The sequence below is a fragment of the Paenibacillus sp. FSL R7-0189 genome, from assembly GCF_037969925.1.
In the GTDB taxonomy this organism is placed as follows: Bacteria; Bacillota; Bacilli; order Paenibacillales; family Paenibacillaceae; genus Paenibacillus_AQ; species Paenibacillus_AQ odorifer.
The window spans coordinates 3267258-3279707 of sequence record NZ_CP150223.1; the positions used below are offsets into that span (position 1 = coordinate 3267258).

The window sequence follows — 12450 nt, forward strand, 5'->3', positions numbered from 1 at the left end:
GGCCACGTTCACTTATAGAACGTTAGCTCGGGGCGTTTTTTAATTATGGGATGAAGTATTAATTGTGTGAAATAGACAGGGGATTAAGTATCGTATTGATTTATGAAATCAAATAATTTCACTTAATTTTATTTTCAGTAAATTCATGTTTGTTTTCAGTGTTTTCAACGATGTATCCGCTTTATTTGGGCTCTAAATCTCTAATTTTCACCTGATTTTAGGTCGAATTTATAGGGTACTGCAATCGCTTACAGAGATTTAGAATATAGACATAGAGAGGAGGGGGCTTTATGAAAGCGGACACAGTAACTTCTCAAATCCCGCCGGATACCCGAACACGCAACAAAAAGCCTGCTTCAGGAGGACGGTTTTGGAGAAGCTTTAAGAATCAAAAGTACTTATGGATGATGTCGATACCTTTTGTGATCTGGGCATTCGTCTTCAGTTATCTCCCGTTATGGGGCTGGACGATGGCTTTTCAAAAGTACAAGCCCGCACGTGGCTTTTTTGAACAAGAATGGGTAGGTTTTGAACACTTTAAGACACTGTTCAGTGACTCGCAATTCCTTCTGGCGCTGCGTAATACGCTAGCGATGAGTGGAATGGGCTTGGTCGCAGGCCTTATCTTTCCGATAACGTTTGCAATATTGCTCAATGAAGTGCGTCTCGGCTTCTTTAAACGATTTGCTCAAACAGTCTCGTATTTGCCCCACTTTGTATCATGGGTGGTTGCAGCGGGGATTGTAACTAAAATGTTATCTGGTGAAAATGGTATTGTAAACGATATCTTGTTAGGAATAGGATTCATAGACGCACCTATCCAGTTTATGGCCCAGGGCCATCTTTTCTGGGGAATCGTTACCTTATCGGATATTTGGAAAGAGACCGGATGGAATGCCATCATCTACCTTGCAGCTATCGCAGGTATTGGGCCTGAATTGTACGAAGCAGCCCGGGTAGACGGTGCCAGCAGGCTGCGTCAGGTATGGCATATTACACTTCCGGGTATTCGCCCAACAATTACTGTACTACTTATTATGTCGATTGGTAATTTGCTCAATATCGGCTTTGAGAAGCAATTCTTGCTTGGAAACAACCTCGTTACCGACTATTCTCAGGTGTTAGACCTGTATTCACTTAAATACGGACTGGGCATGGCGAGATATTCCTATGGTACAGCGATCAATATATTCAACTCAGTGATCAGTGTAATTCTACTGTTTACGATTAATGGAATCTTTAAACGTACAACAAAAGAGAGCCTTCTGTAACACAGAGGGCCCTTCAACCCAATCGTGGCAGCAAATTGCCCTTTTCATGAAAGGAGAGCGTTACCGTGGGAGAATCAGCTATCACCAGAAAGTCATGGTCAGACAGGATCTTTGATTTCTTTGTATATTTTGTAATCCTGTTTGTGGTTGTAATCACGATTTATCCGTTTTTGAACGTGCTTGCCATCTCACTGAATGATTCAGTGGACAGTGTGCGCGGTGGAGTGACCATCTATCCCCGCCAGTTTACTTGGGACAATTACTTGAAAATCTTCACCTTCTCGGGATTAATCACCGGGTTTAAAATATCCGCTTTGCGGACAGTTGTTGGAACTTTATTCGGACTGATCAGTGCCTCGATGCTGGCGTTTACGATCAGCCGCCCTGACTTTGCAGGCCGTAAATTCGTTTCCACATTCTTGGCAATGACCATGTATATCTCTGGAGGAATGATTCCTATATACATGCTGATCAAGGATCTGCATATGATGAACAGCTTTGCAGTTTATGTCCTACCTGGATTGGTCAGTGCTTTTAACGTTTTCGTTATCCGCTCCTTTATCGACGGTCTGCCTTATGCGCTGCAGGAATCAGCGAAGCTGGATGGAGCCAATGACTTTACTATCTACTTCCGGGTCATTTTGCCACTGATGAAACCAGCGTTAGCAACAATTGCGCTGTTCCTAGCAGTAGGTCAATGGAATGCTTGGTTGGATACTTATCTGTACAATGGTTCAAGCCCTAACTTAACCACATTACAGTTTGAATTGATGAAGGTTCTACAGACCACAACCAGTGGTAACGGAGGCGACTACCGCTCCAACATTGCTTCGCTGGCTTCCAATCAGGTCTCGCCGGAGTCGCTCAAAATGGCGATTACGATTGTCGTAACCGTACCGATTCTGTTGGTTTATCCGTTCATTCAGAAGTATTTTGTTAAAGGTATGACACTTGGTGCTGTGAAGAGCTAATCACAGTTCAACGGGGGGAGCTTAGTCTCCCCTATGCTTAAAACCTATTGTGTATCCGTTTTCTTTTGGCAAGCTGGGTAAAGTATTAACAGGTCTTCACCTGTGATACGATAGATAAACAATTTTAAGGAGGGTTTATTTAATGGGAAGTAATAGAAAGATAAAAGCCAAAGCTACGGCATTAACGCTCACTTCTATTATGCTGCTCGGTGTGCTTGCAGGCTGCGGCGGTAACAATGGCAACAATGGTAATGCTGCAGCTGGAAATACAGGCGGCAACGCAACTAATGCTGGAAATGCGACCAATGCGGCTGAGGATATTTCCCCGCTCACGATGACCTTCTTCAGTGCAGACCCTAACCCGAACTGGACAGGTATGCAAGATGAAGTTGGTAAAGTGATTACGGAAAAAACGGGAGTAACCCTAAATGCTGAATATGCAGTTGGTGATCCTCAACAAAAAGTAGCCTTGATCGCAGCGAGCGGCGAATATCCGGATTTGATCAGTGCTAAGACTGATGTCAGCAAGCTGGTAGATGCAGGCGCAATGCTTGATCTAACAGACCTGATTGAAAAATATGCTCCGAATATCAAAAAAGTATTGGGCGAAGAAGGCATGAAACGTTCACGTTACAGTGACGATGATCATGCGATTTATGCCATCCCTACTTATGCAGGTGTGGACAACAAATATTTTGATGCTGGTGGGGGATTTGAACTACAGCACCGTGCTGTTAAAGAAGCTGGATATCCTGCAATCAAAACTGTTCAAGATTATGAGAACGTAATCAAGGCTTACCTGGAAAAACATCCTACCGATGAAAATGGTAACAAAAACATCGGCCTGACTCTGAATGCAGACGATTGGTACATGTACATTACAGTAACTAACCCAGCATTTATTACTACTGGTTCTCCTGACGATGGTGAATATGCGATTGATATCGACACCCAAGAAGTAACTTATCACTTCCGTCGTCCGGCTGAAAAAGAATATTTCCGCTGGCTCAACCACATGAACGATATCGGATTGCTTGATCCAGAAAGTTTCGTTCAAAAGTATGATCAGTACAAAGCTAAAATTGCTACCGGCCGCGTTATTGGTTTGATTGACCAAGACTGGGGTTATGGCGATGGAGAAAGAGCATTGAAAGCTGAAGGCAAGCTGGATCAAGGCTATGGACACTATCCTGTAACCTTGTCTGAGGAGTACAAAGAAACCTCCTTCTGGCCTACAGGCTTCATGGGTGGTAACGGAATTGGGATCAGCGTAGATGCTAAAGATCCAGTTCGTGCGATTAAATTCCTGGACTACCTAGCTTCCGACGAAGGTCAAGTATTGGTTAACTGGGGTATTGAAGGCAAACACTACAATGTTGTTGATGGCAAACGTGTCATTCCTGAAGATGTGAACGACCGTAAATATAATGACACTACCAACTTCCAAAAAGAAACTGGTTTGGGTAATGTCGGATCAAACTATGCATTGCTGAGCGCTCACTATGGCGACGGTGTATTGGATCCATCTGGTAACTACTACACAACTCGTTTCCCTGAGCAAGTAACTGTAGGTTACAATGCGGTTGAAAAAGAAACACTTGCTGCTTACAAAGCAACAACTTGGAAAGACCTCTTCCCAAGTGAAGATGAGTTCAAAGTTAAACCTTGGGGCGCAGCATGGAACATCACGATTCCTGGGGATAGCGAAATTGTCGTTCTTGACAACAAGCTGAAGGATATCAGTTGGAAACGGATCCCAGAAGCAATCTTGTCTAAACCAGCTGATTTCGATAAAGTTTGGGATGCTTACATGGCTGAGCTTGATAAAGCTGGTGTAACGAAAGCTGAAGATTTGCGTGAAGAGCTGGTTAAACAACGCGTGAAACTTTGGAATGATTAATTATTAAATTTCGTCTAATCCAATAAAAGCATGAAGATGGCGGGAAGTCCGAACGAAAGTCCGGGCCTCCCGCTGATTGCTTTTCACCGGTCATAACAGGACAGGAGGAATATACATGGGAGAGAGCAAGAACTCCGGACGGCATGAGTTATGGTACAAGCAGCCGGCGGCTGTATGGGAAGAGGCGCTGCCCGTAGGTAACGGGAGGCTGGGCGGCATGGTCTTTGGTGGAATCGAAGAAGAACGGATTCAATTAAATGAAGACACTCTATGGTCAGGTTTCCCGCGGGATAAAGCCAACTATGAGGCACTGCGGCATTTGGCTCCAGCTAAACAGCTAGTTGCAGAGGGGAAATACAAGGAAGCAGAAGCACTGGTGGACGCCAAAATGTTAGGCAGCCGGACGGAATCCTATCAACCGCTTGGAGATTTGCGATTGAAGTTTAATTTTGCAGGTCCTGTAGAGGATTACCGGAGAGAGCTTGATCTGGATCAGGCGTTGGCTACGGTATCCTATACTGCCGGTGGTGTAAGGATCGTACGTGAAGTATTGGCCAGCAGACCGGATGACATTATAGCTCTTCATATCCGTGCTGAGGGGGGGGAGGGCCAAGCTACTCTGCCAGATTTCTGGGCGGATCTGGCATCACCACATCCTTTCAACTCGGAGATTACTCCGGATGGCATGCTGATTATGACTGGCCGTGCCCCGTCGCATGTGGCTGATAACTACGTAGGGGATCACCCGCGTGCCGTATTATATGAAGAGGGGCTTGGCATAAGTTTTGCTGCGGTTATGGAGATCCAGACGGAAGGTGGGACTTGTGTAGCGGAGAACGGCTCGCTGTTGATTTCTGGCGCGCACTCCATTACCCTTCGTCTGGCTGCGGCAACCGATTATGCCGGGTATGACCGGATGCCGGGAAGCGGTGGCAAGCTGCCAGCGGAGTTGTGCCTAGTGCAGTTAGCTTCAGCCTCTAAAGGATACGCAGAGCTTAAGCAGCGCCACTTAGAGGATCATCAATCCTTGTTCCACCGTGTGGAGTTGACGCTTGCATCTGCTGCTTCCCGAGGAGAGCTTCCGACTGATGAGCGCCTGGTACAATACCGCGAAGGACAGGCAGATCCTGAACTGGAAGCGTTGCTGTTCCAGTATGGCCGCTACCTGATGATTGCTGGCTCACGGCCGGGGACGCAAGCTCTGAATCTGCAGGGCATTTGGAATCCCTATATTCAGCCACCATGGAACAGCAATTATACGACAAATATAAACACCGAAATGAATTATTGGCCAGCCGAGTTATGCGGATTGGGCGAATGCCATGAACCTTTAATAGATTTTATCACGGAGCTTAGCGTGGCTGGCAGCCGTACAGCGAGTATTCATTATGCCGCACGTGGCTGGACAGTACACCATAATACCGATTTGTGGCGGATGACTTCTCCATCAGACGGTAAGGCGATGTGGGCTTTTTGGCCGATGGGCGGGGTATGGCTCTCTCGCCATCTATGGGAGCGTTACGCTTTTCGTCCAGATGAGGACTATTTGCGCACAGCTTATCCCATATTAAAGGGAGCCGCATTGTTTTGTCTGGATTGGCTAGTAGAGCTGCCTGATGGAAGATGGACCACAGGTCTGTCTACCTCGCCAGAGAATGTATTTCTGACTGCTGACGGCACACCATGCAGTGTCTCGGCTGGCTCAGCTATGGATTTATCGCTTATCGCTGAGTTGTTCAAGCACTGCATTCAGGCTGCTGATATTTTAAATACCGATGTAGAGCTGCGTCAGGAGCTTATGCAGAAACAGAAACAGCTTGCCCACCAAGGGATCGCACCGGACGGAACTGTCCGCGAATGGAATGAGGATTTTGCTGAACAAGAGCCTGGGCATCGTCATGTTTCTCATTTGTATGACCTGTATCCTGGGAACGTAATTAGCCCTTCCCCCACACCAGAGCTAGCGGAGGCGACAGCCTTAACACTGAAGAAACGCATAGAACACGGAGGTGGCCATACAGGCTGGAGCGCAGCATGGTTGCTTAATCTTTATGCGCGTCTGAAGGATGGCGAGAGTGCGGTTAGCTGTCTACGTCGCATTTTGCAAGATTCCAGTTTGCCGAACCTGTTCGGAAATCATCCTCCGTTTCAGATTGATGGGAACTTCGGCACTACAGCCGGAATAGCAGAAATGCTTTTGCAGAGTCATCAGGAGGGTCTGGAACTATTACCTGCTCTTCCAGAGGAATGGTCTGAAGGCAGCGTGAAAGGGTTGGTGGCACGTGGTGGCTTTGTCATGACTATAGAATGGAGCGGGGGCTGTTTAACTAGGGCAGAGGTTACCTCGACTCATGGCCGATCCTGCAGAATTGTTCAACACCAGCCTTTGCTCATTCAAAAACCGGATGGTACACAGATTGAAGGAGCGGGGCTGGAATTTGAAACAGTAATAGGAGAGACCTATATCATTACACCCCTAAAGAAATAATTCATATTGATCTGGCTTAGAGGCTGTTCTCAGAGTAGAATTATTCTACAGAGAACAGTCTTTTTTTGCCCAAGTCTTCATTATCTATTAAATGGAGGGTTTTGAATAAGTCTGTAGGAGCCGGAGGATCAGAATAATTATGTGGAAAAAACGCTTCACGTTGGCAAAAGTCATTCTTGGAGGAGTGATTATTTGCGCAGCCATTCCCCCGACATTGTATTGGACCTGGGGGCATGCTTATGCGGCCACGACTTCACCGACCGTTCGTTCTGTGAGTGAAATTGCCCAGAAGCTAACCGGTGCGATGAATAATCGTAGAGAGACTATCACTTTTACTTATGAGGGGAAAACCTCGAATTTAAAAACACAGATACAAACGGGTCTAGATCAAGCGATGAATAGCGATCCCTATTTGTATTACATCATAGACAGCTACGGATACACTTATCGAGGGAGCAAAAGTTCTGTAAAGGTTACGGTAGAAGTGAAATACTTGGAAACGCTGGAGCAGACCGCTTTTGTGAACAAAGAAGTAAAGGCAACGCTCAAGAAGATCATTACACCGGGCATGAATAATCATCAGAAGGTTAAGGCTATCCACGACTGGGTGGTGCTGCGTCTGAAGTATGATACCTCTTATCGTAAATATACGGCTTATGAAGGCCTGAAGAGTAACAGTGCCGTTTGCCAAGGGTATTCGCTGTTGACCTATAAGCTGCTCAAGGAAGCGGGATTCAGTAATAAAATCGTCGAGGGCACTGCAAAACAGCCGGGAGGACGCAGCCAGTCTCATGCTTGGAATCTAGTGCTGCTCGAAGGGAGATGGTATCATCTCGACACAACTTGGGATGACCCGACACCTGATAAAGCCGGCGTAGTAAGCACCGCGTATTACTTGAAGACGGATGCACAAATGCGTCAGGACCATAGCTGGACGAAGTCTTATCCGGCAGCTTCGGTTGCCTATTATAAGACCTTGTCAGCACTTGTAGAGCGTGGAGGACAGAGCGCCGGGGTGTATAAGCAGCTTCAGAAGGACCTTAATTATGAGCTGTATGCCGAGGAACGGATTGTACGTTCAGCAGCAGATTTAATTCAGCTGGCGAATAAGGCTGTCTCTTCAGGAGAGGGATCTTTATTATTCCGTTATGACGGTAGTGGAACCCAGCTGAAGAATGATCTACAGGAGTTATATAAACTTGGACTAGAGGAAGTGTCTTATTCTAGCACTTCTTTTGATAATACGGGTGATCTAAAAGTGTATGTGACTTGGGAATAGGCAAAGGGCTAAGTAAAATCAGGAGTTGAATATACTAGATTGATTTATATAAAAAGGGATATCCCGCAGCCTTTCAGGCTTCTGGATATCCCTTTTTGAGGAGTCTATTTATTCTGGGTGAGTACTAAGATCGCATTTATCCAAAGGAATAATATTACTCTTGCGGAAGAAGCGATAGCCGGCCCAAATCAAGACGAATAATGGCAGGCTGATATAGGAAACGGCAATACCGTACCAGTCGATGTTTCCACCTGAGAAGGCACCCATATTCTGGCCAAGGATGGCTACCGTACAAAGTACTAAGGCAAATATAGGCCCAAACGGGAACCATCTAGCCCGGTAAGGCAGCTCATCAAGGGAATGACCTTGAGCTATAAAGGCGCGTCTGAAACGATAATGGCAGACAGCGATGCCGAGCCAGTTAATAAATCCACACATACCGGAAGCATTAAGCAACCAGTTGTATACAGCACCATCACCAAAGAATGATGCTAAAAAGGCTAACATACCCACGGCTGTGGTCACGAGCAAAGCACCAACAGGAACACCGCGGCGATTAAGCTTGCCTAGAGCACGTGGAGCCATTCCATCCTTAGCCATAGCGTACAGGACGCGGGTGGAGGCGTACATTCCCGAGTTCCCGGCTGACAATACGGAGCTGAGAATGACAGCATTCATGACGGATGCGGCAATAGCAAGTCCTGCTTTATTAAATACGATCGTAAACGGACTGACTCCGATATCATCAATACCACCGCGCAGCAGATCTGGATTCGTGTAAGGAATCAGCATTCCGATTACTAGTATAGCGAGGATATAAAAGATTAATATACGCCAGAAGACTTGGCGAATAGCAATAGGTACGTTACGGCGAGGGTTCTCACTCTCACCTGCTGCAACACCGATTAGCTCGGTGCCTTGGAAGGAGAATCCCGCAGCCATAAAGACACCGACGAAAGCGAAGAAGCCACCGTGGAACGAGCTGCCCCCGATCTGGAAATTGCTGAAGCCTACGGCTTTTCCGCCCATGATTCCGAAAATCATCAAAACTCCGACAATAAGGAAGGCGATAACAGTAATAATTTTGATAATGGCAAACCAATATTCTGATTCTCCGTATCCACGAGCAGACAGGAAATTAAGACCGAACATCAGCAGCAGGAACACGAGACTCCAGAGAAAGGAGGGACTGTCCGGGAACCAATATTTAATAATGACGGTGGCGGCAGACAATTCTGCTGCAATCGTAACCGCCCAGTTATACCAGAAGTTCCAGCCGATGGCGAACCCAAAAGCGGGGCTGACGAAACGCGTGCCGTAAGTGCTGAATGAGCCGGAATCCGGTAAATAGGTAGCGAGCTCTCCCAGACTGGTCATGAGGAAATAAACCATAACACCAACAGCCGTATAGGCTAGAAGTGCTCCACCGGGTCCGGCTGAAGCGATAGCGCCACCACTGGCCAGGAAGAGTCCAGTACCAATAGATCCTCCAAGCGCAATCATAGTCAAATGCCTTGCTTTAAATGATTTTTTTAGCTCAGGCGGGTTACCTACGTTGCCTTGTGCTAGATTTTGCTGCTTGCCCTGCATGATTTGACACTCCTTATGATCTAATCTTTCAATTCATGAACGGGGAGTGCTGAGCTGCTTCCTCCCGCAGAGCGGGAGAGTGTATTTGGTGGTCTCCATAAGGTTATGGACAAACACTAAATATACAAATTCTGTAAACGCAAAGAAACCGCAGACTATATCTGCGGTTTCCATCTATACAGCTCCGCATCATACTCCCTGTGAAGATAGCGCAACACATTATGACCTGCTGCTATGCAGGTTATACAATGTGACAGTTCCGTGCCTTTCGGCAACGGCCCCAGCCTGCACCGCTGTAAGAGCGACAGTGCAGACTTCGGCAGATATTCCTTTCGACGCGATTCATAGACGGCTCTAACGTCTCCACGCGCGTACTCTTTATATCCGCGACCTCTACCTCATCTTAGTATGACGAGGCTATCTTTACTTCATTCATTTATAAACAACAGGAATTAGTATAAAGCAAGTTCGCAAGTCAAGCAATGACAAAATCCGGTAGGGAATGTTAGCTGCGACGACGCTCTGACATTTGCTGCCAAACGGTACCCGCCGCTGCTTCACCGGAAGCGATACGTTCCAAAGCCATTTTGGCCTGAAGTCCAACCTCGAATTCCGGATCTTCCGCCGCAACTGACAGCGCTTCTTGGGCATCGGATGTGCCCACCTCATAGAGGAAACGAGCTGCGCGCCAGCGGACAAGCTTGCTCTTATCTGTCAGTGCTGCCGTCATCACTGGCGTGGCGGCAGGATCGCCGATGTCGGACAGCGTATCGCCTGCCGTACGTCTCACGGCTGGCGCGCTGTCTGCCATCGCCTCATAGAGCAGCTCCATCGCTTCAGGCGTGCGAAGGTCGCCTAGATACACGACCGCAAGCCTGCGAATATGCAGCTTGGGATCGTGCAGCGCCGCCTTAAGCTCCGGCAGGAGCTCCGCCGTCGGCGTAAGATCCTCCAGCGCGGCGTAACGCACGCGCCAATCCTCATGCTTCAGGTCTCGCAGCAGCTCATCCTGACTGCGGGTTCGTCTCTGCTCGACGAACTCGCCTTCGGCGCCGTGCGCAATGGCTTGCTGCACGAGAGAGTCGAGGCGTTCCTGCGGATACGCCGCTTCGACCTCTTGCTCCACCTCGCGTGCAATCTCCGCGGGCTCGCCATAACGCACGCCGTAATCAGTGAGCTTACGCTCTTTAATCATCACGGCGCTAGCCACATCCATAACCGCCTTCGTGAAGCGGTTTGCTAAGGAGATGCGCTCTTCATTCGCGCCGGTCTTAACGCGGATTTGCAGCGGAATTCCGCGGAACATCTGGACGAAGACTTGAGCTTCGCCGAAATGAGCGCCAGCGTTCTCATCGGCAAGATTCCAATCGTCATTTAAGCCTTCGCTGTTGCCGAAGCGGTTCTGAACTTCTCTTAGAATCGCTGCCCAATCCGCATTGCCCTTGCGTTCGAGCGCTGCAAAGTCAGCAGCATGATAGATGCTAATAACGCCCGGTATCGTTAACATTTCGCGTGCCCAGGCAGGTGCGGAACGTTCACTTTCTGGTGTATAGGTTCTGCGAATTCCAGGTTCCAGACTTTCGTCCAAATGAAGCTTCATCGTATTTGGACTTGGAGTCGGTTCAATAAAAGTAATCTTCATACGTAGCTCCCCCTTGAACGGTATATGCACCGCCATACTTTATACACATATTATCTCATTTCTGGCGTGAAACACAAAAGGGTACTTAGATATTTTGCGGAAAAAGGGCGCACCATTACCAAGTAACTTGTATATTTTGCAAAATACTCTGCCGTTCAATATAGTTGTATTATATTCGCTAAAGTAAAGCATGCTCGGCAAACTTCTAAAGATGAGGTGCTCTATGGCTAAATTTCGCTACAATAACCTCGACAATGTGAGTACCGATAAAACACTTAAAGAGTTTCGTAAGTGGCGGGAGGAACGTCGACGGAAGAAAAAAGATTATTCATATGTAGTGCCAAGTACGCCGCCGAGGTTAGCTTATCTGGCGGAGAATCGCCTGGAGACCACCATTACGTGGATTGGGCATTCAACGTTTTTCCTTCAATATGAAGGGATGAATATCATTACTGATCCAATCTGGGCGAGAAGACTGGGCTTTGAGAAAAGATTGGGGCAACCCGGGATTCCGCTCAGCGAAGTGCCTCCCATTGACCTGATTCTGATCTCGCACTCTCATTATGACCACTTGCATATGGCTTCTATCCGTAAATTATATAGAGCAGGGACAACCCTTGTTGTTCCTATAGGCTTGAAACGAAAGATGCTCCGCAAAGGATTTCATAACTGCATAGAAATGGAATGGTGGCAGGAAAATACGCTAGGTAAAATTAAGCTTACCTTCGTGCCGACTCAGCACTGGACGCGGAGAACGCCTTGGGACACGAATACTTCTCATTGGGGAGGATACATTCTGCAGCCGATCGAATCGGATAGCGACAAGCTGCCCCCTAACCTGTATTTCGCAGGAGATAGCGGTTATTTTCCGGGTTTTAAGGAGATTGGGAGCCGCTATAAGCTTCATGTTGCACTCATGCCGATTGGAGCTTATGAACCGGAGTGGTTCATGACCTCGCAGCATGTAACCCCTGAAGAGGCTATACAAGCATTTGTAGATGTTGGAGCGGAGACCATGATTCCGATGCATTACGGCACCTATAGACTTGCTGATGATACGGCCCGGGAAGCGCTGGATCGGATGGAAAGTGCCCGGCTTAAACAGGGTATTTCTGAAGAACGAATCCGTACGCTCAGCTATGGCGAAACGCTTATTATACAACCCGAGAATCGCATAACTGGACAATAATTGAAAAAATTCCTCCTAACTGGCGACCTCTGTACAGCAGCTGGAATAACTTTAGTATTGGAGAGAACAGCTGAAAAGGCTATTTTACGGGCTTTTTGCTCTCTATTTATGCTATAATGA

8 protein-coding genes and 1 riboswitch are annotated in these 12450 nt (G+C 47.3%); of the genes, 6 read left to right on the forward strand and 2 right to left on the reverse strand.

Annotation, left to right across the window (positions count from 1 at the left end; genetic code table 11):
• Positions 1 to 290: 290 nt before the first annotated feature.
• The 5 genes from MKY63_RS14220 to MKY63_RS14240 all read left to right on the forward strand — a co-directional run bounded on the left by MKY63_RS14220 (position 291) and on the right by MKY63_RS14240 (position 7909).
• Positions 291 to 1271 carry an ABC transporter permease subunit gene (locus tag MKY63_RS14220; RefSeq protein WP_036680239.1) on the forward strand — a complete coding sequence of 327 codons (981 nt, stop codon included), beginning with the start codon at positions 291 to 293 and terminating at the stop codon, positions 1269 to 1271.
• 65 nt (positions 1272 to 1336) lie between these two features.
• On the forward strand, positions 1337 to 2242 hold the full coding sequence (locus tag MKY63_RS14225; protein ID WP_036680237.1) for a carbohydrate ABC transporter permease: 906 nt from the start codon (positions 1337 to 1339) through the stop codon (positions 2240 to 2242).
• 142 nt (positions 2243 to 2384) lie between these two features.
• On the forward strand, positions 2385 to 4142 hold the full coding sequence (locus MKY63_RS14230) for an ABC transporter substrate-binding protein (RefSeq protein ID WP_080742630.1): 1758 nt from the start codon (positions 2385 to 2387) through the stop codon (positions 4140 to 4142).
• A 115-nt stretch (positions 4143 to 4257) separates the two neighbouring features.
• Complete coding sequence (locus tag MKY63_RS14235; RefSeq protein ID WP_339813290.1) at positions 4258 to 6630, forward strand: glycoside hydrolase family 95 protein; 2373 nt, start codon at positions 4258 to 4260, stop codon at positions 6628 to 6630.
• 139 nt (positions 6631 to 6769) lie between these two features.
• Positions 6770 to 7909 carry a transglutaminase domain-containing protein gene (locus MKY63_RS14240; protein ID WP_339813291.1) on the forward strand — a complete coding sequence of 380 codons (1140 nt, stop codon included), beginning with the start codon at positions 6770 to 6772 and terminating at the stop codon, positions 7907 to 7909.
• Positions 7910 to 8017: 108 nt separating this feature from the next.
• On the opposite strand, the gene MKY63_RS14245 is transcribed toward MKY63_RS14240, so the two are convergent.
• Positions 8018 to 9499 carry an amino acid permease gene (locus MKY63_RS14245; protein WP_280753546.1) on the reverse strand — a complete coding sequence of 494 codons (1482 nt, stop codon included), beginning with the start codon at positions 9497 to 9499 and terminating at the stop codon, positions 8018 to 8020.
• Between the two features lie 199 nt (positions 9500 to 9698).
• Positions 9699 to 9903, reverse strand: a riboswitch (Lysine riboswitch).
• Between the two features lie 101 nt (positions 9904 to 10004).
• Entirely contained in the window at positions 10005 to 11141 is a 1137-nt protein-coding gene (locus MKY63_RS14250; protein ID WP_076128692.1) for a virulence factor, read from the reverse strand.
• Between the two features lie 223 nt (positions 11142 to 11364).
• Between MKY63_RS14250 and MKY63_RS14255 the strand changes: the two genes are divergently transcribed.
• Entirely contained in the window at positions 11365 to 12330 is a 966-nt protein-coding gene (locus MKY63_RS14255; RefSeq protein WP_076185434.1) for an MBL fold metallo-hydrolase, read from the forward strand.
• Positions 12331 to 12450: the final 120 nt, after the last annotated feature.

What these genes read in the sequence shown, in the direction of transcription:
- MKY63_RS14220 (WP_036680239.1), top strand. Translation starts at nt 291, where the DNA reads ATGAAAGCGGACACAGTAACTTCTCAAATCCCGCCGGATACCCGAACA.
- MKY63_RS14235 (WP_339813290.1), top strand. Translation starts at nt 4,258, where the DNA reads ATGGGAGAGAGCAAGAACTCCGGACGGCATGAGTTATGGTACAAGCAG.
- MKY63_RS14245 (WP_280753546.1), bottom strand. Translation starts at nt 9,499, where the DNA reads ATGCAGGGCAAGCAGCAAAATCTAGCACAAGGCAACGTAGGTAACCCG.
- MKY63_RS14230 (WP_080742630.1), top strand. Translation starts at nt 2,385, where the DNA reads ATGGGAAGTAATAGAAAGATAAAAGCCAAAGCTACGGCATTAACGCTC.
- MKY63_RS14255 (WP_076185434.1), top strand. Translation starts at nt 11,365, where the DNA reads ATGGCTAAATTTCGCTACAATAACCTCGACAATGTGAGTACCGATAAA.
- MKY63_RS14250 (WP_076128692.1), bottom strand. Translation starts at nt 11,141, where the DNA reads ATGAAGATTACTTTTATTGAACCGACTCCAAGTCCAAATACGATGAAG.
- MKY63_RS14240 (WP_339813291.1), top strand. Translation starts at nt 6,770, where the DNA reads ATGTGGAAAAAACGCTTCACGTTGGCAAAAGTCATTCTTGGAGGAGTG.